The organism is Caballeronia sp. LZ033 (assembly GCF_031451265.1).
In the GTDB taxonomy this organism is placed as follows: Bacteria; Pseudomonadota; Gammaproteobacteria; order Burkholderiales; family Burkholderiaceae; genus Caballeronia.
Genome location: NZ_JARUXQ010000001.1, coordinates 424563 through 451500, shown reverse-complemented (window position 1 = coordinate 451500; position 26938 = coordinate 424563). Strand labels below are relative to the sequence as shown.

General features: G+C 64.7%; 26 protein-coding genes. 14 read left to right on the top strand and 12 right to left on the bottom strand.

What is annotated here, in order from left to right:
- Positions 1-16 precede the first annotated feature (16 nt).
- From glcF to proC, 3 genes are read left to right on the top strand one after another with little or no spacing between them, the layout of a single operon-like run.
- Positions 17-1243 carry a glycolate oxidase subunit GlcF gene (gene glcF, locus QCE62_RS02195; RefSeq protein ID WP_309913800.1) on the top strand — a complete coding sequence of 409 codons (1227 nt, stop codon included), beginning with the start codon at positions 17-19 and terminating at the stop codon, positions 1241-1243.
- Positions 1244-1298: 55 nt separating this feature from the next.
- A complete protein-coding gene (locus QCE62_RS02190) occupies positions 1299-1994 on the top strand; it encodes a YggS family pyridoxal phosphate-dependent enzyme (protein WP_309913797.1) in 696 nt (231 codons plus the stop codon).
- Between the two features lie 13 nt (positions 1995-2007).
- Positions 2008-2820, top strand: a complete 813-nt coding sequence (gene proC / locus QCE62_RS02185; RefSeq protein WP_309913794.1) for a pyrroline-5-carboxylate reductase — start codon at positions 2008-2010, stop codon at positions 2818-2820.
- Positions 2821-2878: 58 nt separating this feature from the next.
- On the opposite strand, the gene ubiA is transcribed toward proC, so the two are convergent.
- The 6 genes from ubiA to recG all read right to left on the bottom strand — a co-directional run bounded on the left by ubiA (position 2879) and on the right by recG (position 9783).
- On the bottom strand, positions 2879-3736 hold the full coding sequence (gene ubiA, locus QCE62_RS02180; RefSeq protein WP_309913791.1) for a 4-hydroxybenzoate octaprenyltransferase: 858 nt from the start codon (positions 3734-3736) through the stop codon (positions 2879-2881).
- A 130-nt stretch (positions 3737-3866) separates the two neighbouring features.
- Positions 3867-4355: a Dps family protein gene (locus QCE62_RS02175; protein WP_309807246.1), complete on the bottom strand. Its 489-nt coding sequence runs from the start codon at positions 4353-4355 to the stop codon at positions 3867-3869.
- A 134-nt stretch (positions 4356-4489) separates the two neighbouring features.
- Positions 4490-4642, bottom strand: coding sequence for a hypothetical protein (locus tag QCE62_RS02170; protein ID WP_309807245.1), 153 nt, complete (start codon positions 4640-4642; stop codon positions 4490-4492).
- Between the two features lie 33 nt (positions 4643-4675).
- The gene (locus tag QCE62_RS02165; protein ID WP_309913788.1) at positions 4676-6148 is read right to left on the bottom strand and encodes a catalase; all 1473 of its coding nucleotides are present in this window, start codon (positions 6146-6148) and stop codon (positions 4676-4678) included.
- 327 nt (positions 6149-6475) lie between these two features.
- Complete coding sequence (locus QCE62_RS02160) at positions 6476-7435, bottom strand: LysR substrate-binding domain-containing protein (protein ID WP_309913786.1); 960 nt, start codon at positions 7433-7435, stop codon at positions 6476-6478.
- A 146-nt stretch (positions 7436-7581) separates the two neighbouring features.
- Positions 7582-9783 carry an ATP-dependent DNA helicase RecG gene (recG, locus tag QCE62_RS02155; protein ID WP_309913783.1) on the bottom strand — a complete coding sequence of 734 codons (2202 nt, stop codon included), beginning with the start codon at positions 9781-9783 and terminating at the stop codon, positions 7582-7584.
- A 73-nt stretch (positions 9784-9856) separates the two neighbouring features.
- Between recG and queA the strand changes: the two genes are divergently transcribed.
- From queA to secF, 5 genes are all read left to right on the top strand, one after another.
- The gene (gene queA, locus QCE62_RS02150; RefSeq protein ID WP_309913780.1) at positions 9857-10903 is read left to right on the top strand and encodes a tRNA preQ1(34) S-adenosylmethionine ribosyltransferase-isomerase QueA; all 1047 of its coding nucleotides are present in this window, start codon (positions 9857-9859) and stop codon (positions 10901-10903) included.
- A gap of 57 nt (positions 10904-10960) precedes the next feature.
- A complete protein-coding gene (gene tgt, locus QCE62_RS02145) occupies positions 10961-12124 on the top strand; it encodes a tRNA guanosine(34) transglycosylase Tgt (protein ID WP_309913778.1) in 1164 nt (387 codons plus the stop codon).
- A 254-nt stretch (positions 12125-12378) separates the two neighbouring features.
- The gene (gene yajC / locus QCE62_RS02140) at positions 12379-12708 is read left to right on the top strand and encodes a preprotein translocase subunit YajC (protein WP_309807238.1); all 330 of its coding nucleotides are present in this window, start codon (positions 12379-12381) and stop codon (positions 12706-12708) included.
- Between the two features lie 120 nt (positions 12709-12828).
- On the top strand, positions 12829-14901 hold the full coding sequence (secD, locus tag QCE62_RS02135; RefSeq protein WP_309913775.1) for a protein translocase subunit SecD: 2073 nt from the start codon (positions 12829-12831) through the stop codon (positions 14899-14901).
- Positions 14902-14918: 17 nt separating this feature from the next.
- Positions 14919-15869: a protein translocase subunit SecF gene (gene secF, locus QCE62_RS02130; protein ID WP_309913772.1), complete on the top strand. Its 951-nt coding sequence runs from the start codon at positions 14919-14921 to the stop codon at positions 15867-15869.
- A 77-nt stretch (positions 15870-15946) separates the two neighbouring features.
- Here secF and QCE62_RS02125 read toward each other — a convergent pair whose 3' ends face one another.
- The 3 genes from QCE62_RS02125 to QCE62_RS02115 all read right to left on the bottom strand — a co-directional run bounded on the left by QCE62_RS02125 (position 15947) and on the right by QCE62_RS02115 (position 17858).
- Entirely contained in the window at positions 15947-16480 is a 534-nt protein-coding gene (locus QCE62_RS02125; RefSeq protein WP_404987345.1) for a YceI family protein, read from the bottom strand.
- A gap of 107 nt (positions 16481-16587) precedes the next feature.
- Positions 16588-17145, bottom strand: coding sequence for a YceI family protein (locus QCE62_RS02120; RefSeq protein WP_309807234.1), 558 nt, complete (start codon positions 17143-17145; stop codon positions 16588-16590).
- Positions 17146-17288: 143 nt separating this feature from the next.
- Complete coding sequence (locus QCE62_RS02115) at positions 17289-17858, bottom strand: cytochrome b (protein ID WP_309913766.1); 570 nt, start codon at positions 17856-17858, stop codon at positions 17289-17291.
- A gap of 506 nt (positions 17859-18364) precedes the next feature.
- Between QCE62_RS02115 and QCE62_RS02110 the strand changes: the two genes are divergently transcribed.
- The 5 genes from QCE62_RS02110 to QCE62_RS02090 all read left to right on the top strand — a co-directional run bounded on the left by QCE62_RS02110 (position 18365) and on the right by QCE62_RS02090 (position 22839).
- Positions 18365-19039 carry a paraquat-inducible protein A gene (locus tag QCE62_RS02110; protein ID WP_309913763.1) on the top strand — a complete coding sequence of 225 codons (675 nt, stop codon included), beginning with the start codon at positions 18365-18367 and terminating at the stop codon, positions 19037-19039.
- A complete protein-coding gene (locus tag QCE62_RS02105) occupies positions 19036-19719 on the top strand; it encodes a paraquat-inducible protein A (RefSeq protein ID WP_404987166.1) in 684 nt (227 codons plus the stop codon). The genes QCE62_RS02110 and QCE62_RS02105 overlap by 4 nt, the downstream gene beginning before the upstream one ends.
- Positions 19712-21394: an MlaD family protein gene (locus QCE62_RS02100; RefSeq protein ID WP_309913760.1), complete on the top strand. Its 1683-nt coding sequence runs from the start codon at positions 19712-19714 to the stop codon at positions 21392-21394. Before QCE62_RS02105 ends, QCE62_RS02100 begins: the two co-directional genes overlap by 8 nt.
- Positions 21391-22113, top strand: a complete 723-nt coding sequence (locus tag QCE62_RS02095) for a PqiC family protein (protein ID WP_309913757.1) — start codon at positions 21391-21393, stop codon at positions 22111-22113. Before QCE62_RS02100 ends, QCE62_RS02095 begins: the two co-directional genes overlap by 4 nt.
- 117 nt (positions 22114-22230) lie before the next feature.
- Entirely contained in the window at positions 22231-22839 is a 609-nt protein-coding gene (locus tag QCE62_RS02090; RefSeq protein WP_309919548.1) for a glutathione S-transferase C-terminal domain-containing protein, read from the top strand.
- Between the two features lie 267 nt (positions 22840-23106).
- Here QCE62_RS02090 and QCE62_RS02085 read toward each other — a convergent pair whose 3' ends face one another.
- From QCE62_RS02085 to QCE62_RS02075, 3 genes are all read right to left on the bottom strand, one after another.
- Positions 23107-23664, bottom strand: coding sequence for a TetR/AcrR family transcriptional regulator (locus QCE62_RS02085; protein WP_309913754.1), 558 nt, complete (start codon positions 23662-23664; stop codon positions 23107-23109).
- A 173-nt stretch (positions 23665-23837) separates the two neighbouring features.
- Positions 23838-24971 (bottom strand): tRNA 2-thiouridine(34) synthase MnmA, encoded by a 1134-nt coding sequence (gene mnmA / locus QCE62_RS02080; protein WP_309913752.1) that lies wholly within the window; start codon positions 24969-24971, stop codon positions 23838-23840.
- A 90-nt stretch (positions 24972-25061) separates the two neighbouring features.
- A complete protein-coding gene (locus tag QCE62_RS02075; RefSeq protein ID WP_309913750.1) occupies positions 25062-25544 on the bottom strand; it encodes an NUDIX hydrolase in 483 nt (160 codons plus the stop codon).
- A gap of 243 nt (positions 25545-25787) precedes the next feature.
- Between QCE62_RS02075 and QCE62_RS02070 the strand changes: the two genes are divergently transcribed.
- Positions 25788-26933: a Re/Si-specific NAD(P)(+) transhydrogenase subunit alpha gene (locus QCE62_RS02070; protein ID WP_309913748.1), complete on the top strand. Its 1146-nt coding sequence runs from the start codon at positions 25788-25790 to the stop codon at positions 26931-26933.
- The last annotated feature ends 5 nt before the right edge of the window (positions 26934-26938 follow it).

Below are 26938 nucleotides of genomic sequence, written 5' to 3'. Positions count from 1 at the left end.
GAACCGGAACTGAACGATGCAAACCAATCTCGCCGAATTCATCCGCGGCACCGCTGACGGCGACGAAGCCGACGCCATCCTGCGCAAGTGCGTGCATTGCGGCTTCTGCACGGCGACCTGTCCGACCTATCAAGTGCTCGGCGACGAACTCGACGGACCGCGCGGGCGCATCTATCTGATGAAGCAGATGTTCGAAGGCGCGCCGGTCACGCGCAGCACGCAACTGCATCTGGACCGCTGCCTCACGTGCCGCAACTGCGAAAGCACGTGCCCGTCGGGCGTGCAGTACGGGCGGCTGGTCGAGATTGGCCGCAAGGTGGTGGAGGAGAAAGTCGAGCGGCCCGTTCGGCAGCGCTTGCAACGGCGCCTGCTCGCGAGCTTCCTGCCCAACAGCACGCTGTTCACGCCGGCCATGAAGCTGGGCCAGCAGTTCCGCGGGCTGCTGCCGCGCTCGCTGCGCGCGAAGATTCCGGTGCCCGAGCGGCCGCTCGCCGCGCCCACGCGCAAGCACGAACGCAAGATGCTGATGCTGTCCGGCTGCGTGCAGCCCGCGATGATGCCGAACGTGAACACGGCCACGGCGCGCGTGTTCGATGCACTGGGCATCGAGATCGTGACCGCGCCCAATGCGGGCTGCTGCGGCGCGATTCGCCTGCATCTGGGCTACAACGACGACGCGCTCGACGACGTGCGCAACAACATCGACGCGTGGTGGCCGTACGTGGAAGACGGCGTCGAGGCGATCATCATGAACGCCTCCGGTTGCGGCGCGACGGTGAAGGAATATGCGCACCTGCTGCGCCACGATCCGAAGTACGCGGAGAAGGCGCGGCGCATCGTCGACATGACGCGCGACCTGGCCGAGATCCTGCCGATCTACGAGGAAGAACTCGTCGCGCTGGCGCGGCGGCGCAGCGTGCATACGGTGGCGTTTCATCCGCCTTGCACGTTGCAGCATGGCCAGCAGATCCGCGGGCATGTCGAGCAATTGCTGACCTCGCTCGGGCTCGACGTGCGCCTGCCCGCCGACGCTCATCTGTGCTGCGGATCGGCGGGGACCTACTCGGTGCTGCAGCCGAAGCTCTCCTATACGCTGCGCAACCAGAAGCTCGACCGGCTCGAAAAGCTCGAGCCGCAGCTGATCGTGTCGGCGAATGTCGGCTGCATCGCGCATCTGCAGAGCGGCACGTCCACGCCCGTCACGCACTGGATCCAGCTGGTGGAGCATCTGATCTACGGATGAGCCGTTCGTATAATGACGCGTCGCTCGTCAAGCCCTCTCAAGGCCGTTTTCAAGTATGTCCATCGCTCAACATCTCGAAGAAGTCCGGCAGCGCATCGCCCAGGCCGCGCATGACGCAGCGCGCGATGCGTCGTCGGTCGCGCTGCTCGCCGTCACCAAGACCTTCCCTGCCTCCGACGTGCGCGCCGCCTTCGAAGCCGGCCAGCGCGCCTTCGGCGAGAACTACGTGCAGGAAGGCATCGGCAAGATCGCGGAACTCGCGGATCTGCGCCGCGACATCGAATGGCATTTCATCGGGCCGCTGCAATCGAACAAGACGCGGGTGGTCGCCGAGCAGTTCGACTGGGTGCATTCCGTCGACCGTCTGAAGATTGCCGAGCGCCTCGCCACGCAACGTCCCGAAGGCACGGCCGCGCTCAATGTCTGCATCCAGGTGAACGTCAGCGGCGAGGCCTCGAAGAGCGGTGTCGAGCCGCACGAGGCCGCCGCGCTCGCGCATGCGGTCGCGGCGCTGCCCGGCCTGCGGCTGCGTGGCCTGATGGCGATTCCCGAAGCCGCCGCAACACTCGACGCGCAACGCCGGCCGCTCGCGCGTTTGCGCGAACTGATGGCCGCCTTGCGCGCCGACGGCCTCGCGCTCGACACGCTCTCGATGGGCATGTCCGCCGATCTCGAAGCCGCCGTGCTCGAAGGCGCGACCATGGTGCGCATCGGCACCGCGATCTTCGGCAGGCGCACCACCCCTCACTGACTCTTCTCTCATCATGAAAATCGCATTCATCGGCGGCGGCAACATGGCCGCGGCGCTCATCGGCGGACTGATCAAGCGCGGCACGGCGCCCGCCGACATCTTTGCCATCGACATCAACGACGAAGCCCGCGCGCGCACCGCGAAGCAGTTTGGCGTGGCGACCGGCGCCGCCATCGACGGGCAGCTCGCCGGCTTCGACGCCATCGTGCTCGCCGTGAAGCCGCAAGTCCTCAAGAGCGTGGGTGAAGCGCTCGCGCCGCATCTGTCAAAGCAAACCGTCATCAGCATCGCCGCAGGCATCCGGGCGACGGACCTGTCGCGCTGGCTCAACGGCTACACGCAGATCGTGCGCACGATGCCGAACACGCCCGCGCTGATCGGCATGGGCGTCACGGGTCTGGCCGCGCTGCCGGGCGTGAGCGAGGCCGCGAAGGCGCTGGCCTCACAAGTGCTCGAAGCGGTCGGCACGGCGGTCTGGTTCGACGACGAAGCGCAGCTCGACGCCGTCACCGCGATCTCGGGCAGCGGCCCGGCCTACGTGTTCTATTTCATCGAAGCGATGCAGGAAGCAGCGCGCCGCCTCGGCCTCGACGATGAACAAGGCCGCACGCTCGCCGTCGCCACCTTCACGGGCGCGGCGCAACTGGCGGCGCAATCAGGGGAATCGGCAAGCGTGCTGCGCGAACGCGTGACCTCGAAGGGCGGCACGACGGCGGCGGCGCTCGCGTCGTTCGACGCGCAGGGCGTGAAGGAAGCGATCGTGCGCGGCGCGCTGGCCGCCGAGGCGCGTGCGAAGGAAATGGGCGACGAACTGGGCGCGGCCTGAGGCTGCACGCTTCAATCCGCCCGATGTGACAACGGCAGCCGAGGCTGCCGTTTTTCATTTACGTCATCGCGTAATGCAGCGCGATGCCCGCGAACAACATCCCGCCGAGCCAGTTGTTGTGCTTGAACGCCGCGAAGCACGCCATGCGCTCGCGGTTGCGGATCAGGCCGTAGTGATAGACGGCGCAGGCCGCCGCCGCCAGCCAGCCGAGCCAGTAGAGCCAGCCGAAGCCGAGCGCCACGCCGATGCCCACATGGATCGCCAGCGTGGCCGCATAGCACAGCATGACCGCGGCCACATCGAAGCGGCCGAAGGTGAGCGCGGAGGTGCGGATGCCGATCTTGATGTCGTCGTCGCGATCCACCATCGCGTATTCGGTGTCGTAGGCCACCGACCAGAACACGTTGGCGGCGAGCATGATCCACGCGAGCATCGGCACGTGGTTCTGCACGGCGGCAAAGGCCATCGGAATGCCGAAGCCGAACGCGATGCCGAGATATGCCTGCGGAATCGCGAAGAACCGCTTGGTGAACGGATAGCTGCCCGCGACGAACAGCGCGAACACCGACAGTTCCTTGGTGAGCGTATTGAGCGGCAGGATCAGCAGGAAGGCGACGAGCGCGAGCGCCGCCGCCAGCGCCACCGCTTCCCACGCCTTGACCTTGCCCGACGTGATTGGACGCTCGGCAGTGCGCTTCACGTGGCGGTCGAAGTCGCGGTCGGCATAGTCGTTGATTGCGCAGCCCGCCGAGCGCATCAGGATCGTACCGACGATGAAGATGACGAGGAGCATCGGCTGCGGCTTGCCGTCCGATGCGATCCACAGCGCGTTGAGCGTCGGCCACAGCAGCAGCAGGCTGCCGATGGGCTTGTCGAGGCGCACGAGGCGCATGAAGAGCGGAAGTCGGGCGAACATGGCGGAAGTCGGGACAGGAGATACGGCAAGCGCGATGCGGCTATTCTAGAGCAGCGCGTTCGAACCCCTCCAAAAGCACAAACCCCGCACGAGAGCGGGGTTTGCGTGATGTCGAAGCGTGCTTCGACGCTCAGGCGAGCATCGCGCGCAGCATCCACGCCGTCTTTTCGTGCGTCTGCATGCGTTGCGTGAGCAGGTCGGCGGTCGGCTCGTCGTTGGCGGCTTCCGTTGCCGGGAAGATCTCGCGCGCCGTGCGCACCACCGCTTCCTGGCCTTCCACCAGCTGGCGGATCATCTCTTCCGCCGCCGGCACGCCATCCGCTTCCGGAATCGACGACAGCTTCGCGAAGTCCTTGTAGCTGCCCGGCGCATGCACGCCCAGCGCCCGGATGCGTTCCGCGATCGAATCGACGGCCAGCGCGAGTTCGTTGTATTGCGTCTCGAACATCAGGTGCAGCGTGTTGAACATCGGACCCGTGACGTTCCAGTGGAAGTTATGGGTCTTCAGGTACAGCGTGTAGGTATCGGCCAGCAGACGGGACAGGCCGTCGGCAATCTTCTTGCGGTCCTTGTCGCTGATGCCGATGTTGACGGCAGGTGCAGTGCCTTTCTTCGCCATGATGACTCCGTGAGAGCGTGGTTCGAACGGTGCGGACTCCGGGCATCGGCCTGAATACCCGGCGTCGCGAGCGCTCGACAGTTTAGCGTAGAAATGGGGAGCGCTTCATGACGCGTGATGCGCTTCCCGCCTTCTCATGCTGCGGCAATCCCGCTTGCCACGACGACGCCATACGCCGCCGCGACCATCCCGAACGCCAGCGCGACACGCACGCCGCGCGAGGCGTTCACGCTGACGGCTTCGATGTGATCGACCGCCTGGGCGATGTGGTTCAACGCTTGAGACATGATGAGTTCTCCCGGTATTGCTAACTATCGCTGTCAGACGGCGGCTTCGTCCGTCACTTCGAGGGTCTGGCCGAGTTGCGCCAGCGCGGCGACGACACCCTCCGCGTATGCCGGATCGATACGGCGGAAATGCTCGATCTGGCGCGTGACGATATCGTTCGGCACGCCATGAATGTGCCGCGCGATGTTGCCGAAGAAGCGTTCGCGCTGCGCGTCATCGAAGAGGGCGAACAGCGCCGCCGGCTGGCTGTAGTGGTCATCGTCCTGCCGATGGTCGTAGCGGTACACCGTGCCGCCCGCGAGCGGCGGCTCGTTCGCCGCGACATCCTGCGCGAATTCGCCATAGCGGTTCGGCTCGTAGTTCACGCGGCCGCCGAGGTTGCCGTCGGTGCGCATCGCGCCATCGCGATGAAACGACTGGCCAACCGGCGCGCGCGGCGCATTCACCGGCACCTGATGATGATTGATGCCGAGGCGATAACGCTGCGCATCGCCGTACGAAAACAGACGCCCCTGCAACAGCCGGTCAGGCGAGAAGCCGATCCCCGGCACCACATTGGCCGGCGTGAAGGCCGCCTGCTCCACGTCCGCGAAGTAGTTCTGCGCGTTGCGGTTCAGCTCGAGCGTGCCGACATCGATCAGCGGATAGTCCTTGTGCGGCCACACCTTGGTGATGTCGAACGGATTCATGCGCGATTCGGCCGCCTGCTTTTCCGTCATCACCTGGATGCGGAAATTCCAGCGCGGGAAACGGCCTTCATCGATGCTCTGCACCAGATCGCGCTGCGCGCTCTCGCGATCCTGCGCGATCACGGCCGCGGCTTGCGCGTCAGTGTAGTTCTCGATCGGCTGCTGCGACTTGAAGTGGAACTTGACGTAGAAGCGCTCGCCGTCCGCGTTGATGAAGGAGAACGTGTGCGACCCGAAGCCATGCATCTGGCGATAGTTCTTCGGAATGCCGCGGTCGCTCATGAGGATCGTCACCTGATGCAGCGACTCCGGATGACGCGACCAGAAGTCCCACGCGGCCACGTTGCTGCGCATGTTGGTGTACGGGTCGCGCTTCTGCGTATGGATGAAGTCGGGGAACTTGAGCGGATCGCGGATGAAGAACACCGGCGTGTTGTTGCCGACCACGTCCCAGTTGCCTTCCTCGGTATAGAACTTGATCGAGAAGCCGCGCACGTCGCGCTCGGCGTCCGCCGCGCCGCGTTCGCCGGCAACCGTCGAGAAGCGCATGAAGACCGGCGTTTCCTTGCCGACTTCCGAGAACACTTTGGCCTTCGTATAGCGCGAGATGTCGTGCGTCACGCGGAACGTGCCGAACGCGCCCGAACCCTTCGCATGCACGCGGCGCTCGGGAATCACTTCGCGGTCGAAGTGCGCGAGCTTTTCGACGAGCCAGAAGTCCTGCAGCGTCACCGGACCGCGCGGACCGGCGGTCTGCGCATTCTGGTTGTCGCCGACGGGCGCGCCTGCGGCGGTCGTGAGTCGTTGGGTCGTCATCGTGGTGTTCCTTATCGTGGTTCGAATGGGATCGGTCGGCCGGGCTCTGACTCAGGCAGCGGCGCGGGCGAAGTCGGCGAGTACGCTGACTGCAACGCGGCGCCAGGACTCGAAGCGCGCGTTGAAGGTGAATGTGCGGGGCATCAACTTCCTCCGGTTCGGGCGTCCACCGTTGTTGGGGACCGATGAAAGGAGCTTAACCAATGCTATCGATATTTATAAGTTGATTAATTTTATCTATCTGATAGGCGCAGTTCGGCCGCCCCAATGACAACGCGCCGCGTCCTTTCGGAACGCGGCGCGTCAGAGGCAGCAGGCGTCTGCGGCCTAGTTGACCGCCACCGGCATGTCGAGCTTCCTCACGCCGGGCAGGTCGCACGCCGCGATGGCGTCGGAAATGGCGTCGATGGCCGGCAGCCGCGTAAAGCTCTTGCGCCAGGCCAGCACGACGCGGCGGTCGGGCACGGGTTCGTCGAAGGGCACGTAGCTCAGCAGCCCCGAGTCGATGCCCGGCGCATGCGGCTTGACCTCGCTCACCGACATGCGCGGCAGCACCGTGATGCCCACGCCGCTCGCCACCATATGGCGGATGGTTTCCAGCGAGGATCCCTCGAAGGTCTTCTGGATGCCGTCGGCGTTCTGCGAGAAGCGCATCAGCTCCGGACACACGCCGAGCACGTGATCGCGGAAACAATGGCCGCTGCCCAGCAGCAGCATGGTTTCCTGCTTGAGATCGTCGGCATCGATCTTTGCGCGGTTTTCCCACGCGTGACCCGACGGCATGGCGACCACGAACGGCTCGTCGTACAGCGCGCGCACCATGAGGCCGGTCTCAGGGAACGGCAGCGCCATGATCGCGACATCGATTTCGCCCTGCTTCAGGAGCTCGATCAGCTTGAGCGTGTAGTTTTCCTGGAGCATCAGCGGCATTTGCGGAACCGCCTTGATCATCTGCTTGACCAGCGTCGGCAACAGATACGGCCCGATGGTGTAGATCACGCCCAGGCGCAGCGGCCCGACCAGCGGATCCTTGCCCTGCTTGGCGATTTCCTTGATGGCGAGCGTCTGTTCGAGCACGCGCTGCGCCTGCGTCACGATCTGCTCGCCGATGGGCGTCACGCTGACTTCGCTCGTGCCGCGCTCGAAGATCTGCACATTCAGTTCGTCTTCGAGCTTCTTGATTGCCACCGACAGCGTCGGCTGGCTGACGAAGCACGCCTCTGCCGCGCGGCCAAAATGCCGTTCGCGCGCGACCGCGACGATGTACTTCAGTTCAGTGAGCGTCATTGGGGGCCAATGGAAGACATTGATTCAATAGGTTTGAGTTATACACCTGCCGGCGCCGATTCGACAACCTTTGCTGGTTCGCCGCTCAGATGCGGCTAAATAGGGACCGACATGGCGCCGGCGAGTTCACGTTCATGTCTTATAAATCACGCCTTCAGATACTGTTCGCGCACGCCGAGCCAGCGGGCGAGATGGCGCGTGACGGCATCGGGGAAGGTCGCGAGCATCGCGTCGGCGGCCTCACGGGCGGGTTCGATCAGCCAGCCGTCGTTTTCCAGGCTCGCGAAACGCAGCATCGCCTCGCCCGACTGCCGCGCGCCGAGGAACTCGCCCGGCCCGCGAATCTCAAGGTCGCGCCGCGCGATCTCGAAGCCGTCGGAGGTTTCGCGCATCGTCGCGAGGCGCGCGCGGGCGGTCTGCGAGAGCGGATTGGCGTACATCAGCACGCACACGGACGCGGTGCTGCCCCGGCCGACGCGCCCGCGCAGCTGATGCAACTGCGCCAGCCCGAAGCGCTCGGCGTGCTCGATCACCATCAGCGACGCGTTCGGCACGTCGACGCCCACTTCGATCACCGTCGTCGCGACCAGCAACTGCACTTCATTGCGCGCGAACGCGTCCATCACCGCCGCTTTCTCGGCGGGCGCGAGCCGGCCATGCACAAGTCCCACGCGCAGTTCCGGCAGCGCGGCCACCAGCGTCTCGAAGGTTTCGACGGCGGTCTGCAACTGCAAGGTCTCGCTTTCCTCGATCAGCGGACAGACCCAGTACACCTGCCGTCCGGTCAGCGCCGCTTCGCGCACCCGGCCGATGATCTCGTCGCGACGGCCATCGGACACGATCCTGGTCAGGATCGGCGTGCGGCCGGGCGGCAGTTCGTCGATGGTGGAGACGTCGAGGTCCGCGTAATAGGTCATCGCGAGCGTGCGCGGGATCGGCGTGGCGGACATCATCAGCTGGTGCGGCTGGAAGTCGCGCGCGCCGTCCGCCGCGTTCTGCGCCTTGGCGCGCAATGCGAGCCGCTGCGCCACGCCGAAGCGATGCTGTTCGTCGACGATCACGAGCCCGAGCCGCGCGAATTCCACCGCGTCCTGGATGATCGCGTGCGTGCCGATCACCAGTTGCGCCGTGCCGAGCGCCGCCGCTTCGAGTGCCGCGCGTTTGTCCTTCGCCTTGAGACTGCCAGCGAGCCACGCGACCGACACGCCGAGTGGCTCCAGCCAGCCGCGCAGCTTGCGCGCGTGCTGCTCCGCGAGGATTTCGGTGGGCGCCATGAGCGCGGCCTGATAACCGGCGTCGATGGCCTGCGCCGCCGCGAGCGCCGCGACGATCGTCTTGCCGCTGCCGACATCGCCCTGCAGGAGACGCTGCATCGGATGCGGCAGGGTCAGCTCCGTGGCGATTTCCGCGACCACGCGCTGCTGCGCGCCGGTCAGCGCGAACGGCAGCGCCTGCAACAGGCGCGTGACGAGCGACGCTGCGTCGGCGGGCGCGCGGCGCGGCATGGCGGGCGCGGAGCGGCGGCGGCGTTCTTCGTGCGCGCGCTTGAGCGACAGTTGCTGCGCGAGCAGTTCCTCGAACTTGATGCGGGTCCAGGCGGGATGGGTGCCGTCGATCAGCGCGGTCTCGTCGGAATCCGCGCGCGGGTGATGCAGCGTCTTCACGGCATCGAGCAGGCCGGGCACGTTGAGCGGCGCGAGATGCGCGCGCGCAATCGGCTCCGGCAGCAGTTCCGGCAGCGACACGCGCCCGAGCGCGGAATCGATGGCCTTGCGCAAATAGCCCTGCGAGATGCCCGCCGTCGACGGATACACCGGCGTCAGCGCCTGCGGCAGCGGCGTGTCTTCATCCACCGGGCGCACCGTGGGATGCACCATCTCCATGCCGAAGAAGCCGCCGCGCACGTCGCCGCGCACCCGCAGACGCACGCCGATGGCCATCTGCTTGACCTGCGAGCCGTAGAAGTTGAGGAAGCGCAGCGTGAGTTCGTCGCCGGCGTCGTCGTGGATTTTCACGAGCAACTGGCGGCGCGGACGGTAGGCGATCTCGTTGTCGAACACGACGCCTTCGGTCTGCGCGTTGTCGCCGGGAATCAGTTCGCCGACGGGCGTGAGCGAGGTTTCGTCCTCGTAGCGCATCGGCAGGTGCAGCACGAGGTCGATGTCGGACTTCAGGCCGAGCTTGGCGAGCTTGTCCGCGGTCTTGACGACGGTCTTCGGCTTCTCGTCGGCCTTGGCCTTCGGCTCCGCCTTGGCCCGCTTGCGCGCCGGCGCGACGGCGTGCGGCGCCTCGCCGTCCTCCACGGACAGCGGATCGGTCGAGGTGACGCGGCGGTCGGACAAGGGCATCTAATCTCTTCGCAAGTACAATATGAGGTTTGTTCGGCGCGCTTTTGCCGCGTTCGTGCCTTTCTTCACGCCCATGTTCACGCTTTCCGATTTCGATTTTAATCTGCCGCCCGAGCTGATCGCGCAGAGCGCGCTCACCGAGCGCAGTGCGAGCCGTCTGCTCGAGGTGGACAACCACGCCGCGCCCGCCCGTTTCACCGACCGCCGTTTCGCCGAACTGCCGGCCCTGCTCGACGCCGGCGACCTGCTCGTCTTCAACGATACCAAAGTGCTCAAGGCGCGCTTCTTCGGCCAGAAGGCCAGCGGCGGCCGCGTCGAGGTGCTGGTGGAACGATTGACGGGCGCAACCACGGCGCTGGCGCAGATCCGCGCCAGCAAGAGCCCGCCGGAAGGCAGCACGATCCGTCTGGCGGACGCGTTCGACGTCACCGTGGGCGAGCGTGTCGAGCCGTTCTACACGCTGCATTTCCCCGCCGATTGCCTGACGCTCATCGAGCAATACGGCCGTCTGCCGCTGCCGCCGTATATCGAGCACGACGCCGACGCCTACGACGAAACCCGCTACCAGACCGTCTACGCGGCCAATCCGGGCGCCGTGGCCGCGCCGACCGCGGGCCTGCACTTTGACGAAGCGCTGTTCGCCGAGCTGGACGCACGCGGCGTCGAGCGCGCGACGCTCACGCTGCACGTCGGCGCGGGCACGTTTCAGCCGGTGCGCGTGGAAAATATCGCCGAGCACACGATGCACAGCGAGTGGTACGACCTGCCGCAGACGCTCGTGGACCGGATCGCCGCCGTCAAGGCGCGCGGCAACCGCGTGATCGCGGTCGGCACGACGTCCATGCGCGCGCTTGAAGCCGCCGCCCGCGACGCCGCCGAGGCCGGCCGCCCGCTCGCAGCCACCCAGGCCGAAACCGACATCTTCATCACGCCGGGCTACGCCTTCCGCGTGGTCGACCGGCTCGTGACCAACTTCCACCTGCCGAAATCGACGCTGATGATGCTCGTCTCGGCTTTTGCCGGAATGGACACGATCCGCGACGCGTACCGTCACGCGATCGAGCAGCGCTACCGCTTCTTCAGCTACGGCGATGCGATGCTGCTGACGCGGCAAAACTGAATTCCTCAACCACACTTTTGCGCCGGACTGTTCTCCGGTTGCAGCGGAGTCTCATCGATGACCGAAGGTCACGCCACCCCGCCCGAGAACGGGCTCAAGTTCGAATTGCTCACCACCGACGGCCAGGCGCGCCGCGGCCGGCTCACGCTGAATCACGGCGTGGTCGAAACGCCGATCTTCATGCCGGTCGGCACCTACGGCACCGTCAAGGCCATTCAGCCGCGCGAACTCGAAGAGATCCGCGCGCAGATCATCCTCGGCAACACCTTTCACCTCTGGCTGCGGCCGGGGCTGGAGGTGATCGGCGCGCACGGCGGCCTGCACCGCTTCATGGGCTGGAATCACCCGATCCTGACGGACTCCGGCGGCTTCCAGGTGTTCTCGCTCGGCGACCTGCGCAAGATCACCGAGGACGGCGTCACCTTCGCGTCGCCGATCAACGGCGACAAGCTGTTCCTCTCGCCCGAAGTGTCGATGCAGATCCAGAAGGTGCTGAACTCGGACATCGTCATGCAGTTCGACGAATGCACGCCCTACGCCACCCAGGGCGTGCCGACCTCGCACCAGGACGCCGCCGATTCCATGCGCATGTCGATGCGCTGGGCCAAACGCTCGATCGACGAATTCAACCGGCTCGGCAATCCGAATGCGCTGTTCGGCATCGTGCAGGGCGGCATGTTCGAGGATCTGCGCGACGAGTCGCTCGCGGGACTGTCGGAGATCGGCTTCCACGGGCTTGCCATTGGCGGGCTTTCCGTGGGCGAGCCGAAGGAAGACATGATGCGCGTGCTGAACCATATCGGCCCGAAGCTGCCGGCCGAAAAGCCGCACTACCTGATGGGCGTTGGCACGCCGGAAGACCTGGTGGCGGGCGTGGCGGCCGGCGTCGACATGTTCGACTGCGTGATGCCCACCCGCAACGCGCGCAACGGCTGGCTGTTCACCCGTTTTGGCGATCTCAAGATCAAGAACGCGAGTCACAAGAACTCGATGAAACCGCTCGACGAAAGCTGCGGCTGCTACACCTGCCGCAATTTCACGCGCGGCTATCTGCATCACCTGCATCGCGTGGGCGAGATTCTCGGCGCGCAGCTCAACACGATCCACAACCTGCACTACTACCTTGAATTGATGGGCGAAGTGCGCGAATCCATCGAAAACCACTCGTTCGAGGCGTTCCGCAAGACTTTCGCGGAGAATCGCGCGCGCGGCGTGGACTGACGCGGACCGGAAACGCGCGCCCAAGCATTACAATCTGCTTTCTATTGCTTTCGGCTCATGCCGCGAAGGCCACGGAATTCGCCGCTTCACAGCTTCTTCATAAGCCGGATAACACCCGGATAACAGCTTGAAGACAAAGCGCATTCCTAAAGTCTCGCGACAAGTGCGGGTGGTAGAATAGCCGGCTAATTTCATTCGAGATTATCGAACGTATTCATCGAACGCTTTTTTTGCGTCATAACGGAGAGACCAACGTGTCGTTCATTTCCAATGCCTTTGCACAAGGCACCACCGCGAGCAGCGCGGAATCGAGCCTGATGAGCTTCCTGCCGCTCATCCTGATGTTCGCGGTGCTGTACTTCATCATGATCCGCCCGCAGATGAAGCGTCAGAAGGAGCATCGCAACATGCTCGCCGCCATGGCCAAGGGCGATGAAGTGGTGACGAACGGCGGCATCGTCGGCAAGATTACGAAGGTGACGGACGCGTACGTGGGCGTGGAAATCGCCGAAGGCACGGAAATCACCATCCAGAAGGCATCCGTGACCACCATCCTCCCGAAGGGCACGATCAAGTCGCTGTAAGGCCACCTGTTCCGCCGCGTCCGGCGCGGCCTCGCCGCCGGGCGTCGGATTCCCCCGACGCCCTTCCGCGCACCGCCGGACGCCCTCTCCCCGAAGCCAACTTGACGGTCGGCCATCCCCATGAATCGTTATCCCCTCTGGAAGTATGTCGTGATGCTGATGGCGCTCGTCATCGGCCTCGTGTACACGCTCCCCAACTTCTTCGGCGAAGCGCCGGCCGTGCAGGTATCCAGCGGCAAGGCTACGGTCAAGCTCGACTCCGCCACGCTCGCGAACGTCGAGAGCGCGCTCGCCGCGAACCACGTCACCGCCGATGAAGTCACGTTCGACAACTCCCAGCTGAACGCGAACATTCGCGTGCGCCTGAAGGACACCGACACGCAATTGCGCGTGAAGGACCTGCTGAGCCACGCGCTCAACAGCGACCCGAGCGATCCTCAGTACATCGTCGCGCTGAACCTGCAGAGCGCCTCGCCGCGCTGGCTGACGGCCCTGCACGCATTGCCGATGTATCTCGGTCTCGACCTGCGCGGCGGCGTCCACTTCCTGCTGCAAGTGGACATGGCCGGCGCGCTCAACAAGAAGCTCGATTCCGACGCCGCCGACGCCCGCACCTACCTGCGCGACCGCAACGTCCGCGACGGCGGCGTGAACCGCGTCGGGCAATCGGTCGTCGTGAATTTCTCGGACCAGAGCGCCGCGGACAACGCGCGCACCCTGCTCCAGACCGGCGTCAACGAACTGCAATGGAGCACGCGCCAGGGCGGCGACGGCTATCAGGTGGTCGGCACGTTCTCGGCGGCGACGCAGCGAACCGTCGAGGACGGCGCGCTCAAGCAGAACATCACGACGCTGCATAACCGCGTCAACGAACTGGGCGTCGCCGAGCCGGTGATCCAGCAGCAGGGCTCGGACCGTATCGTGGTCGAACTGCCGGGCGTGCAGGACACGGCGAAGGCGAAGGACATCATCGGCCGCACGGCGACGCTCGAAGCGCGCCTCGCCGACCCGGTCAATACCTACATCGGCCTGAACGATCCGGTCCCGCCCGGCGACGAAGCCTTCAAGCAGGGCGACCGCAACGTGCTGCTGCGCAAGCAGGTGATCTTCACCGGCGACCGCATCATCGACGCGTCCGCGGGCTTCGACGAACATCAGCGCCCGTCCGTCAATATCCGTCTGGATTCGGCCGGCGGCCGCGCGGTGTCGGCGGTGTCGCGCGACAACATCGGCAAGCCGATGGCCATGGTGCTGTTCGAGAAGGGCAAGGGCGAAGTGCTGACGGTCGCGACCATCCAGTCGGAACTGGGCGACCGCTTCCAGATCACTGGCCAGCCGACGCCGCAAGCCGCCGCCGATCTCGCGCTGCTGCTGCGCGCGGGCTCGCTCGCGGCGCCGATGGACATCATCGAGGAACGCACCGTCGGCCCAAGCCTTGGCGCGGACAACATCAAGAAGGGCTTCGACTCGGTGCAGTACGGTTTCGCCGCGATCGCCGTTTTCATGATCGCGTACTACCTGCTGTTCGGCCTGTTCTCGATGCTGTCGCTGTCGGTCAACCTGCTGCTGCTGGTGGCCATCCTGTCGCTGCTGCAAGCCACGCTGACCTTGCCGGGCATCGCGGCTATCGCGCTGGCGCTCGGTATGGCGATCGACGCGAACGTGCTCATCAACGAGCGTATCCGCGAAGAACTGCGCAACGGCGCGCCGCCGCAGACCGCGATCCAGGAAGGCTTCAGGCACGCCTGGGCGACGATTCTCGACTCGAACGTCACCACGCTGATCGCCGGCCTGGCGCTGCTCGCGTTCGGTTCGGGTCCGGTGCGCGGCTTCGCGGTCGTGCACTGTATCGGCATCCTGACGTCGATGTTCTCGGCCGTGTTCTTCTCGCGCGGCCTCGTGAACCTGTGGTACGGCGGCAAGAAGAAGCTGAAGTCGCTGGCGATCGGCCAGGTGTGGCGTCCGGACGGCGGCAACGCCGAAGCCGCCGCGGCGGCCTATCTGGCGGCCCAGCGCGGCGACGACTCGCCGGTGGATGAAATCGTGAAAACCGCGAAGGGCAAGACCAAGACCGCCGCGCCGCGCGCGCCGGCCCAGGCGCCCGTCCAGACGCAGGCACGCAGCGGCAAGCCGACGGTGCGCCGCCGTTCGGGGCCGGGCGTCGATCAACAGAAACCGGGCCAGTCCCGCTGAACCCGGAGAGCTAGAACATGGAATTCTTCCGCATCCGCCGCGATATTCCGTTCATGGAGCGCGCGTTGATCTTCAACGTGATTTCGCTCGTGACCTTCCTCGCGGCCGTGTTTTTCCTCGTGCATCGCGGGCTGCATCTGTCGGTGGAGTTCACCGGCGGAACGGTCGTCGAGGTGCAGTATCCGCAGGCCGTATCGCCCGAACCCGTGCGCGCGACCATGACCAAGCTCGGCTACGCCGACGCCCAGGTGCAGAACTTCGGCACCTCGCGCGACGTGCTGATCCGCCTGCCGATCAAGCAGGGCCTCACCTCGGCGCAGCAGAGCGACCAGGTGATGGGCGCGCTCAAGGCCGACAACCCGCAGGTGAGCCTGCAGCGCGTCGAGTTCGTCGGTCCGCAGGTGGGCAAGGAACTCGTGACCAACGGCCTGCTCGCGCTGGCGTGCGTGGTGGTCGGCATCGTGATCTACCTGTCGTTCCGCTTCGAGTGGAAGTACGCAGTGGCGGGCGTCATCGCCAACCTGCACGACGTGGTGATCATCCTCGGCTTCTTTGCGTTCTTCCAGTGGGAGTTCTCGCTCTCGGTGCTGGCGGCGATTCTCGCGGTGCTCGGCTATTCGGTGAACGAATCCGTTGTCATCTTCGACCGGATCCGCGAAACCTTCCGCAAGCAGCGCAAGATGACCGTCATGGAAGTCATCGACCACGCGATCACCAGCACCATGTCGCGAACCATCATCACCCACGGCTGTACGGAAATGATGGTGCTGTCGATGTTCTTCTTCGGCGGCCCGACGCTGCATTACTTCGCGCTGGCGCTGACCGTGGGTATCCTGTTCGGTATCTATTCGTCGGTGTTCGTGGCCGCGGCGCTTGCCATGTGGTTCGGCGTGAAGCGTGAAGACCTCGTGAAGGACAAGAAGGACAAGTTCGATCCGAACGACCCGAACGCGGGCGCTCAGGTCTGAAGCTTCAGGCATTCCAGGACGTAAAAAAGCGGCCGGTCTTCACAGACCGGCCGCTTTGTTTTGGCGCGCTGAAACGCTTACTGCTTCACGCCTTCCGCCTGGATATGCAGCACCGTCTTCAGGCTGAAGCCATACGACTTGCCGTAGTCCATGCCGAAGTCGCCGCGATCGAACGTCGCCGTCGCTTCCACGCCGCACACTTCCTTCTTCATCATCGGGTTCACGAAGCACTTGAAGTGCTCGATCTTCAGGTTCAGCGGCTTGGTGACGCCGTGCATCGTCAGCGTGCCCATCACTTCGCTCGGCGCATCGCCGTCGAACTTCATCGACGTGCCCTTGTACTCGGCCGTCGGATACTTCGACGCGTCGAAGAACTCCGCCTTCTGCAGATGCTCGTTGAGCTTGTCGTTGCCGGTGTCGACCGAAGCGATGTCGATCGTCACGTTCACCGTGCCGGTCTTCGCCGCGCGGTCGAGCGTCACTTCGCCGCTGCTCTTGTTGAACTTGCCGCGCCACGTCGACACGCCGCCGAAGTGGTCGGCCTCGAAGCTCGGATAGGTGTGGTTCGGGTCGAGCTTGTAGGTGTCGGCGGCCAGCGCGCCGAAGGACATGCCGAGCGTGCCGAGTGCGAGCGCGCCCGCAGCGATGATCGAAAGCTTTTTCAAGTTCTTCTCCTGACTAGATACACAAAGCGTGTGCAAAAAGGTTGACGCGCCGCTTACTTCTTCGCGGCGACGATATGAAACTTGATGACGACGTCGTCCGCCACGATCGACGTATCCTTCCACTCACCCGTGCCGATATCGAACTGGGTGCGCTTGATCGGCAGCGCGCCGTCGAAGGTTTCGGTCGCGCCCTGCTGCGTGACCGTGACCGGGACGGTGACCGTCTGCGACTTGCCCTTGATCGTGATCTTGCCGGTCACGTTGTACTTGTTGCCGCCGGCCGGCGCGATCGCGCTCGACACGAAGGTCGCGGTCGGATACTTGCCGGCGTCGAACCATTCGGCGCCGCGCACCTGCTTGTTGTAGTCGTCGTCGCCGAGGTCGTAGCTGCCGGTGTCGATCGTGATGTTCGCGGTGCCCGCCGTGGGCTTCGCCGGATCGAAGGCGATCTGCGCGCTGAACTTGTTGAACTTGCCGTCGGTGGGCACGTTCATCTGCTTCGACGTCGCCACCACCGAACTCTTGCCCAGGTCGACCTGCGCATGCGCCGCCGCGACCAGCGCGAACGCGGCGCCCGTTGCCATCATCCAGCGATTCAGTTTCACTTTCATGTGTGCCCTGTTCAGACGGTACGAACCTGAACCATCCTTGCGAACGACGGTTCCGGAACAAAACCGGTATTGGAAATCAAAAGACCGCGATAACAATCAGCCGCCGGGAAACGCCCTGCCAACGACGAGGAAACAATGCGCGCTCAGCGCAGGAACGGCAGCATCCGGCCGAGCAGGCCGTCGCGATCGACGAAATGATGCTTCAGCGCTGCCAGCACATGCATGACGACGAAGAACAGCAGCGTGTAGTTCAGCGCGATGTGCACGAGGCGCAGCGTGGCCTTCAGCGCCTTGTCCGGACCGATGATGGTCGGCAGCGGCAGCACGCCGAGATACACCACCTGCAGGCCCGCCGCCGAGCTGTACAGATAGCCGGAAGCCGGGATCACGAGCATCAGCACATACAGCGCGAGGTGGCCGAGATGCGCCGCGCCCTTCTGCCAGGGCGGCATGCCGCCCGGCAGCGGCGGCGCCGGATGCGTCACGCGCCACAGCAAACGCAGCACGGCGAGCGCGAACACCGTCACGCCGATCCACTTGTGCCACGAGAAATACTTGAGCTTGGTCGGCGTGAAGCCGGGGATATCCGTCATGATCCAGCCGAGGTAGAAACCGCCCACGATCAGCAACGCAATGATCCAGTGCAGGCCGATCGCCGTGGCGCTGTAACGCGGTTGCGGCGCGGCTGCCGCGACGTGTGCGGTACTTTCCATAGTGCTTTCATCCAGAGAGTGCTGTGTGTAACGGCATGACGGGGTGACGTCCCGCCTTCATGCACGGACATGCAATGAGGGGGACGCAAGGCCGCCATGCTACCGCAACGTAGCTTAACCGCCAGCGCCTGCCAAAAGTCCGTGCAGGATAGCCGAAAGTCATATTCGATGCGGGTTTGCGGCCGGTCGAGGGCTGCTTTGACAAGGCTCGCTTCACCGGTGCAACGAACTATTCCATGCATGCAACGGTCGATGTCTGCGCAACCTCGCGGCATCAACCACAGCGCATTCCGGGCGCGATGTCGCTTGGAAGACTTAACGGACGAACGGGCCATTTCATTCCCCGATGTGAAGAAGCGTACTGCTTCATCCGTCATCAAGGCGCCATTTGATACCATGCTGATTGCGTTTGCGCTGGCCCGCTGCTTGCTATGCTCCACCGGAGCCGGTCCCCGCGGTCCCCGCAACGCCCGCCAATTCCGCTCGACACGGCTCGGGCTTCGACCATGAATGCCAATCAACCGGACGACCTGATCGCGTGTCACGAATGCGACGCGCTCTCCCGAAAATGTGACCTGCCCCAGCATGCGTCGGCGAAATGTCCGCGCTGTGGCTCGCTGCTTTATCGCAGCATTTCGTCGAACCTCGACAAGGTCTGCGCGATGACGCTCGCGGCCCTCGTCACGTTCCTGATCGCGCAGGGCTTTCCCATCGTCGAACTGGAGGCCAACGGGCTCACGTCGGAGACCACACTGATCGGCGCGATCGTCGCGCTGTGGAGCGAGCAGATGGAGATCATGGCGGTGCTGGTCTTCTGCTCCACCGTGCTGTTCCCGCTGTGCGAACTGCTCGCGCTCCTCTATGTGCTGCTGCCGCTGCGCTCGGGGTATATTCCGCCGGGCTTCAACACGGTGCTGCGCGGCATTCAGTTCGTGCGGCCGTGGGGCATGATCGAAGTGTTCATGCTCGGCGTGCTCGTCACGCTCGTGAAAATGGTGAGCATCGCGCGCGTGATTCCCGAGGCTGCGCTGTTCGCTTTCGGCGCGCTGACACTGATGTTCGCCGTCGTGGTGAGCTTCGACCCGCGCGCGCTGTGGGCCATCGCGAGCCGCCTCGAACCGCGCCCGGCCAGGTGCCGGCGTCAAGCCAGGCCCGAGCCCACCAAAAGGCAGAAATCATGAGCGACGCCATCGAGCAGGCAGCCGAGCAACCTGATCCGCCCGCCATCCACTACACCACGGCATCGCGCGCGCAGGTCGTGGCGTGCCACGCCTGCGGACTCGTGCAGCCGCTCGCGCACACCATCGAGAAACAGCGCTGCACCCGCTGCGACGCCGTCGTGCACCGGCGTCATCCGGACAGCATCGCGCGGACGTGGGCGCTGCTCATCAGCGCCGCGATCCTCTATATTCCGGCGAACCTGTTTCCGATCATGCACACGTCATCGATACTCGGCTCGCAGGACGACACCATCATGAGCGGCGTCGCGCTCTTCTGGAACGACGGCGACTATCCGCTCGCGGCGGTGATCTTCATCGCCAGCATTCTCGTGCCGATGCTCAAGCTCGCGACCCTCAGCTTCCTCGTCATCAGCGTACAGCGCCGTTCTACCTGGCGGCCGCGGCAGCGCACCACCCTGTTCCGCATCGTCGAAGGCATCGGGCGCTGGTCGATGCTTGATGTCTTCGTCATCACCCTCACCATCGCGCTGGTGCGCTTCAAGTCGCTCGCCGTCATCACGCCGGGACCGGGCGCGCTCGCGTTCGCGTCGGTCGTCGTGCTGACGATGATCGCGTCCATGCAATTCGACCCGCGCCTCATGTGGGACAACATCGAACCGTCAGGAAAGAAACATGACTAGTGCCCAAGGTCCGAACGACCCGAAGCAGCCCGCGCCGCCCGCCGACACCGGCGCCGGTGCAGGTGCCGATAAAGGCGGCGGCCTGCCGCCGAACCTTCCCGAACCCGTGATCGAACCGCGCAGCCGCTGGCTGCCCTCGCTCGTCTGGGTGATTCCGCTCGTCGCGGCGCTGATCGGCGTGATCCTGGTCGTGAAGACGGTGTCGAGCCGCGGACCGACGGTCACCATCAGCTTCGCCAGCGCCGAAGGCCTCGAAACCGGCAAGACCAAGGTGAAGTTCAAGGACGTGGATATCGGCACGGTCAAAGGCATCACGTTGTCGAAGGATCATTCGCGCGTGCTCGTCGACGTGCAGCTCACCAAGGAAGCCACCGATTTCGCCGTCAAGGACACGCGCTTCTGGATCGTGCGCCCGCGCGTGGCCGCAAGCGGCGTGACCGGCTTGTCCACCTTGCTGTCCGGTGCGTTCATCGGCGTCGATGCGGGCAAGTCCACTGAAGACCAGAGCTATTTCGTCGGGCTGGAGACGCCGCCCGCCATCACCGGCGACCAGAAGGGCCACACCTTCACGCTGCACGGCGAATCGCTCGGCTCGCTCGACATCGGCTCCCCGGTCTATTACCGGCGCGTGCAGGTGGGTCAGGTCGCGGCCTTCTCGCTCGACAAGGACGGCACCGGCGTCACCTTGCAGGTGTTCGTCAACGCGCCGTACGACCAGTATGTCGGCACGAATTCGCGCTGGTGGCATGCGAGCGGCGTGGATCTGCGCCTCGATTCGAGCGGCTTCACGCTCAACACGCAGTCGCTCGCGACGGTCGTGCTCGGCGGCATTGCGTTCCAGACGCCGCCCAACCAGCAATCCGGGCCGCAGGCGCAGAACAACGCCACCTTCCGCCTCGCTTCCGACCAGTCCGACGCCATGCGCGATCCGGACGGGCAGGCCGTGCATGTCGTGATGAACTTCAACCAGTCGCTGCGCGGCCTGGCCGTGGGCGCGCCGGTGGATTTCCGCGGCATCGTGCTGGGCCAAGTTACCGGCATCGGCGTGCAGTACGATCAGAAAACGCATTCGTTCATGATGCCGGTCACCATCGACCTGTACCCCGACCGGCTCGGCAAGCGCGCCAGGCAGGCGCTGCCGGAACAGGGATCGTCGGCGAGCCAGGACATGCTGCAACTGCTCGTGAAACGCGGCTTGCGCGGCCAGTTGCGTACCGGCAACCTGCTGACGAGCCAGTTGTATGTGGCGCTCGACTTCTTCCCGAAGGCGCCGCCGGCGCAGGTGTCCGCCAGCAACGATCCGATCGAGCTGCCGACCGTGCCGAACACGCTGGACGAACTGCAACTGCAGATTGCCGACATCGCGCGCAAGATCGACAAGATTCCGTTCGACCAAATCGGCAACAATCTGAACGGCTCGCTGAAGAACGCCAACGCGCTGTTCGACAAGCTCGACAAGGAAGTCCTGCCGGACATGCGCGGCACGCTCGACGAAGCGAAGAAGACCTTCAGCGCGGCGCAGGCCACGCTGCAATCCGATTCGCCGATTCAGTCGGACACGCGCCAGGCCATGCAGGAACTCACGCGCACGCTTCAATCGCTCAATGCGCTGGCGGATTATCTGGAACGCCATCCGGAATCGCTGTTGCGCGGTAAATCGGGAGACAAACCATGAAGTTCGGCCCGTTGATGTTGACTCTGGCCGCAGCCGGCATGCTCGCCGCCTGCGCCTCGCCGACGAGCCGTTTCTATACGCTCGCCGGCGGCGAGGCGCGGCCCGTGCCTTCGTCGCCCGCCGCGTTCTATTTCGAGCTCGCGCCCGTCGACATGCCGCAGCAGGTCACGCGCAACCAGCTGGTCGTGCAGACGAGCCCGGCGCAGGTCCAGGTGCTGGAGCAGGACCGCTGGTCCTCGCTGCCGTCCGATGAAGTGCGCCGCGCGCTGTCCGCCGATCTCACCCAGCAGCTCGGCGCCATCGATGTCTACAACACGCCGCATCCGGAGTCGGTGCCGGTGTATCGCGTGAAGGTCAACGTGCAGCGCTTCGAATCGTGGCCCGGCGAGCGCGCCGTGCTCGACGCGGTCTGGAGCGTGCGCGCCGCGGGGTCGTCGAACGTGCTGACGTGCCGGACCGTCGCGCAGGAACCCGTGGGCTCAGGCTACGACGCGCTGGTGGACGGACATCGCAAGGCCGTCGACGAACTGGCTTCGGCCATCTCGGCCGGCATGCGCAGCGTGGCTTCGCTGCCGCCGGAAGCGCCGGCTGCTACGGCTGCATCAGCGGCATCGGGCGTTGCGGCGAAAGGCAAGTCCGCTGTCGTCGCCCGGCCCGCGAAGGCGCCGCTGTTGCCCTGTCCTTCGTCGGGCGCGCCGGCCACGGCCAGCGCGTCGTGAGCCCCGGCGCGCCGTGTTGTCGACAGACGACACGCGCGCCGAATCTGGCATGGGGCGCGGGGTCGCCCGGTTAAGATCATCGACGCCCGAAACACGCAGCCACGCGAAGACAAGATGATGAAACTGATCGGTTCGCACACCAGCCCGTTCGTCCGCAAGGTACGGATCGTCATGGCAGAGAAAAAGATCGATTGCGAACTGGTTCTCGAAGATGTCTGGGCCGCCGGCACGAAAATCCACGACTTCAATCCGCTCGGCAAAGTGCCCTGCCTGCTTCTCGACGACGGCGATGCCGTGTTCGATTCGCGTGTGATCTGCGAATTCGTCGACACCCTGACGCCCGTCGGCAAACTGCTCCCGCAGGAACGGCGCGAGCGCACCGAAGTGCGTTGCTGGGAAGCCCTCGCCGACGGCATGCTCGACGCCACCGTTCTCATCCGCCTCGAAGGCGTGTTGCGCGAGGAAGAACATCGCAGCGAAGCGTGGATCGCGCGTCAGCGGCACAAGGTGGACGACGGACTGCGCGCGATGTCGCGCGGTCTGGGTTCCAAACAGTGGTGTTCGGCGAACCGCTTCACGCTGGCGGATATCGCGTGCGGCTGCGCCCTCGGCTATCTCGACCTGCGCCTGCCCGATCTGAACTGGCGTGATGCCCATCCGAGTCTCGACAAGTACTACGCGCGTTTGTCGCAACGGCAATCGTTCATTGACACGGTGCCGGCCTGACCCGTTCACCTCTGCCCGCATGAAGATGCAGCGCGGGGGCGTTTCAATTTAAATCTACTACTAGATAGACGTAAGCTTCTTCACGCCGACATGTGAGACGAACCGTCGACGTTTCGACATGCGGAATGGCGATAAATCTCGTGCGAAACGCCTCAGGCAGTTTCCGAACACCGCCTTCGTGTTCCGCCCCGCCAAAATCTATCTACCCAAAGATAGACAGTCAGTGCCCGATTCCTGTGTTTTTCACAGGGTTATCCACAGGCTTATCTACCGCCGTACTGAATCGGCGATTTCTTCGAGCCGCGCTCGCACCTGAAACAGACGGCTTGCGAGCAAGCCTCCCTGGAACGCGGCATAGAGTGTCCGCGCGGCGGCCTCGGGTTTTCCACCGGCATCGAGCGTGTCCTGCGCTTCGCCTTCGGCCAGCACTTTCGCCAGCCAGTTCTCGTTCGCCTTGAAGTACGCCTGCACCGCCTGCCGCACCTTGTCCGGCAGCGATTCGATATCCGCCGCCAGCATGCCGCACAGGCAAACCTGGTTGCCGCCGCCAAGAATCCGCCCGAACACCTTGGCATAGCGATCGAGCTTCTTGTCGGCGGGCGCGGAGCTGTCGATGGCATACACGGACGACATCAGGTCCGCGCTGTAAGCGTTCACCGCTTCGAGCGCCAGATCCTCCTTCGCCGGAAAGTAATAGTGAATGCTCGACGTCTTCACGCCGACCAATTCGGCCAGATCGCGATAACTGAACGCGTTATAGCCGCGCGTCATCAGCAGAGTCTGAGCGTGTTCCAGAAGCGCTTCGCGTACGGTGCTCTTGTCCATTTGAGATTCGGCCTGGCCAGCGACCCGTTTAACTTATCTATCGCTAGATAGACGGTCAAGCACTTGTATCAAAAAAAGTTTTTTCTGAAACGTAACGCCGTAAAGTGTCAATTTTTGAAATAACAAGGCCCTGACCGTAGTCAGGGCTTGCGGTCACAACCCAGCCGGATCGCCTATCGCGCACTCGTGGCAACGGCAGCCGCCTGCGATGCTTCATGCCCCATCGATGCCTGTTCGATAATGCCGCCGCCCAGGCAGATGTCGTCCTGATAGAGCACGGCCGACTGGCCCGGCGTGACGGCCCATTGCGCGTCGTCGAAACGGAGCTCAAAGCGTCCGTCGTCGGCGCGCGAGAAATGACATGCGGCGTCCTGCTGCCGATAGCGCGTCTTGGCGCCGCACGCCACGCCTTCGTCCGGCGCGAAGCCGGCAACCCAGCTCGTGTTGCCCGCAACCAGCGCCGGCGACAGCAGCCACGGATGATCGTGGCCCTGCACGACGTACAGCGTATTGCTCGCCACATCCTTGCCGGCGACGAACCACGGCTCGCCGCTGCCGTCCTTCGCGCCGCCGATGCCGATGCCCTTGCGCTGACCGAGCGTATAGAACGCGAGCCCGATATGTTCGCCGACGAGCTTGCCTTCGGCCGTCTTCATCGGGCCCGGTTTGGTCGGCAGGTAGCGGTTCAGGAAGTCGCGGAACGGCCGTTCGCCGATGAAGCAGATGCCGGTCGAATCCTTCTTCTTCGCGTTCGGCAGACCGATCCGGGCCGCGATCTCGCGCACCTGGGTCTTCGGGATCTCGCCGAGCGGAAACAGCGTCTTTGACAGCTGCGCCTGATTCAGCCGATGCAGGAAGTACGACTGGTCCTTGGTCGAATCCGTGGCCTTGAGCAGCTGGAACAAGCCGTCGCGTTCGCGCACGCGCGCGTAATGGCCGGTCGCGATGGACTCCGCGCCGAGCGACATCGCGTGGTCGAGGAACGCCTTGAACTTGATCTCGGCGTTGCACAGCACGTCGGGATTGGGCGTGCGGCCCGCCGAATACTCGCGCAGGAACTCCGCGAACACGCGGTCCTTGTACTCGGCGGCGAAGTTGACCGCTTCCACGTCGATGCCGATCAGATCCGCGACCGAGACCACGTCGATCCAGTCCTGCCGCGTCGAACAGTATTCGCCGTCGTCGTCGTCTTCCCAGTTCTTCATGAACAGGCCGACCACCTCGTAGCCTTGTTCCTTCAACAGCCACGCCGTCACCGACGAATCCACGCCGCCCGACATGCCCACCACGACTCTTTGCTTGCTCATAGGGATACCGCGTTGACCCGCACAGCGCCGAAAACGTGCGGGAAGTGCACCGCCCGGGGCGGTCTGAATCTGGCGCCGCTGCGAAAGGCGTCAAGCTCGCAGCGCCGGCGCGACCGAATGCGTATGAATGAAATCGAGCGGCACGCGCCGCCCGGACAGGTAATCCTCGAGACACGCCAGGACGATCGGCGTGCGATGCCGCCCGGCGGACGCCCGCAACTCGTCGGCGGTGAGCCACATGGCGCGCACGATGCCGTCGTCCAGCGCGCGTCCGGCTTCTTCGCCCGCCGACTTGCCGCAGAACGTGAAGCGCAGATAGGTGACGTCGCCGTCGGGCCGCTGGAAATGCGTCATGTACGCGCCGACCAGCGCCTCGGGTTCGAAGCGATGCGCGGTTTCCTCGAAGGTTTCGCGGATGACCGCCTGAACGAGCGTTTCGCCCGCTTCGAGATGACCGGCCGGTTGGTTGATTCGCAACCCTGCCGACGTGTGCTCCTCGATGACGAGAAAGCGTCCGTCGTGCTCGACGATCGCCGCCACCGTCACGTGAGGCGCCCAAGTGTCTGATTTCATGGTCCGTCATTTTACCGTCACGCGATCGATTACGCCTGCTGCGCCGGGCAGACGGCCCCGAACGCCTAAGGGTAAGCGCTATGACCATAATCAGTAACAAGTGCCGGATCGGATTTTTGCGCGGGCTTTCTTCGGTTACAGTGGCGAGAGCCGTTCATTCCAGCATTTGAAACAAGACTCGGCCTTGGTCGTTCGAGCCCTGCCCAAGGGAAAAAAACGACACAAAGACAGGAGGATTCGAAGATGCATATCGGAGTACCCGCTGAAACGCGGGCGAACGAGGCGCGCGTCGCCGCCACGCCCGAAACGGTCAAGAAGCTCGTCACGCAGGGGCACCGGATCTCGGTGCAGAGCGGCGCGGGCTTGCAGGCGAGCTATATCGACGACGCCTTCGCCCAGGCAGGCGCCGACCTCGTCGATGCCGCAGCCGCCTTTTCCGCCGAGATCGTCCTCAAGGTTCAGTCGCCGTCCGAAAGCGAACTGGCGATGCTGAAACCGGGCGCCGTGCTCATCGGCATGCTCGATCCCTTCAATACCGACAACACCGCGCGGCTCGCGTCGGCGGGCGTAACGGCGTTCGCGCTCGAAGCCGCGCCGCGCACGACGCGCGCGCAGAGTCTCGACGTGCTGTCGTCGCAGGCGAACATCGCCGGGTACAAGGCCGTGCTGATGGCCTGCCAGTACTACCAGCGCTTCATGCCGATGCTGATGACCGCCGCCGGCACCGTGAAAGCCGCGCGCGTGCTCGTGCTGGGCGCGGGCGTCGCGGGCCTGCAGGCCATCGCGACGGCCAAGCGGCTGGGCGCGGTCGTCGAGGCGTCGGACGTGCGGCCGGCCGTGAAGGAACAGATCGAATCGCTGGGCGCGAAGTTCGTCGACGTGCCGTTCGAAACCGATGAGGAACGCGAGGCGGCGGTCGGCGTCGGCGGCTATGCGCGGCCGATGCCGCCGAGCTGGCTTGCGCGGCAGTCGGCGCAGGTGCACGAGCGCGCGAAGGCGGCGGACATCGTCATCTCGACGGCGCTGATCCCGGGCCGTCCCGCGCCCACGTTGCTCTCTGTCGAAACGGTCAAGCACATGAAGCCGGGTTCGGTGATCGTCGATCTCGCCGCCGGACGCGGCCCCGAGTTCGAAGGCCGCAAAGGCGGCAACTGTCCGCTCACCGAAGTCGATCAGGTGGTGATGAAACACGGCGTGCATATCGTCGGCCATACGAACCTGGCGTCGATGGTCGCCGCCGATGCCTCCGCGCTCTACGCCCGCAATCTTCTCGACTTCCTGAAGCTGATCCTGACCAAGGAAGGCACGCTCAACATCGACCTCGCGGACGACATCGTCGCGGCCACGCTCCAGTGCCGCGATGGTCAGCCCGCCCGCGCCCCGGCCTGACACGG

Excerpts from the sequence above, each read along its gene's own strand:
- QCE62_RS02190 (WP_309913797.1), top strand. The coding sequence starts at position 1,299 with ATGTCCATCGCTCAACATCTCGAAGAAGTCCGGCAGCGCATCGCCCAG.
- QCE62_RS02105 (WP_404987166.1), top strand. The coding sequence starts at position 19,036 with ATGAGCGACGCCATCGAGCAGGCAGCCGAGCAACCTGATCCGCCCGCC.
- QCE62_RS02175 (WP_309807246.1), bottom strand. The coding sequence starts at position 4,355 with ATGGCGAAGAAAGGCACTGCACCTGCCGTCAACATCGGCATCAGCGAC.
- QCE62_RS02075 (WP_309913750.1), bottom strand. The coding sequence starts at position 25,544 with ATGAAATCAGACACTTGGGCGCCTCACGTGACGGTGGCGGCGATCGTC.
- recG (WP_309913783.1), bottom strand. The coding sequence starts at position 9,783 with ATGCCCTTGTCCGACCGCCGCGTCACCTCGACCGATCCGCTGTCCGTG.
- QCE62_RS02165 (WP_309913788.1), bottom strand. The coding sequence starts at position 6,148 with ATGACGACCCAACGACTCACGACCGCCGCAGGCGCGCCCGTCGGCGAC.
- glcF (WP_309913800.1), top strand. The coding sequence starts at position 17 with ATGCAAACCAATCTCGCCGAATTCATCCGCGGCACCGCTGACGGCGAC.
- proC (WP_309913794.1), top strand. The coding sequence starts at position 2,008 with ATGAAAATCGCATTCATCGGCGGCGGCAACATGGCCGCGGCGCTCATC.
- QCE62_RS02100 (WP_309913760.1), top strand. The coding sequence starts at position 19,712 with ATGACTAGTGCCCAAGGTCCGAACGACCCGAAGCAGCCCGCGCCGCCC.
- QCE62_RS02095 (WP_309913757.1), top strand. The coding sequence starts at position 21,391 with ATGAAGTTCGGCCCGTTGATGTTGACTCTGGCCGCAGCCGGCATGCTC.
- queA (WP_309913780.1), top strand. The coding sequence starts at position 9,857 with ATGTTCACGCTTTCCGATTTCGATTTTAATCTGCCGCCCGAGCTGATC.
- QCE62_RS02070 (WP_309913748.1), top strand. The coding sequence starts at position 25,788 with ATGCATATCGGAGTACCCGCTGAAACGCGGGCGAACGAGGCGCGCGTC.
- mnmA (WP_309913752.1), bottom strand. The coding sequence starts at position 24,971 with ATGAGCAAGCAAAGAGTCGTGGTGGGCATGTCGGGCGGCGTGGATTCG.
- tgt (WP_309913778.1), top strand. The coding sequence starts at position 10,961 with ATGACCGAAGGTCACGCCACCCCGCCCGAGAACGGGCTCAAGTTCGAA.
- QCE62_RS02110 (WP_309913763.1), top strand. The coding sequence starts at position 18,365 with ATGAATGCCAATCAACCGGACGACCTGATCGCGTGTCACGAATGCGAC.
- QCE62_RS02090 (WP_309919548.1), top strand. The coding sequence starts at position 22,231 with ATGAAACTGATCGGTTCGCACACCAGCCCGTTCGTCCGCAAGGTACGG.
- ubiA (WP_309913791.1), bottom strand. The coding sequence starts at position 3,736 with ATGTTCGCCCGACTTCCGCTCTTCATGCGCCTCGTGCGCCTCGACAAG.
- QCE62_RS02115 (WP_309913766.1), bottom strand. The coding sequence starts at position 17,858 with ATGGAAAGTACCGCACACGTCGCGGCAGCCGCGCCGCAACCGCGTTAC.
- QCE62_RS02125 (WP_404987345.1), bottom strand. The coding sequence starts at position 16,480 with ATGTCCTTCGGCGCGCTGGCCGCCGACACCTACAAGCTCGACCCGAAC.
- QCE62_RS02170 (WP_309807245.1), bottom strand. The coding sequence starts at position 4,642 with ATGTCTCAAGCGTTGAACCACATCGCCCAGGCGGTCGATCACATCGAA.
- QCE62_RS02085 (WP_309913754.1), bottom strand. The coding sequence starts at position 23,664 with ATGGACAAGAGCACCGTACGCGAAGCGCTTCTGGAACACGCTCAGACT.
- secF (WP_309913772.1), top strand. The coding sequence starts at position 14,919 with ATGGAATTCTTCCGCATCCGCCGCGATATTCCGTTCATGGAGCGCGCG.
- QCE62_RS02160 (WP_309913786.1), bottom strand. The coding sequence starts at position 7,435 with ATGACGCTCACTGAACTGAAGTACATCGTCGCGGTCGCGCGCGAACGG.
- secD (WP_309913775.1), top strand. The coding sequence starts at position 12,829 with ATGAATCGTTATCCCCTCTGGAAGTATGTCGTGATGCTGATGGCGCTC.
- QCE62_RS02120 (WP_309807234.1), bottom strand. The coding sequence starts at position 17,145 with ATGAAAGTGAAACTGAATCGCTGGATGATGGCAACGGGCGCCGCGTTC.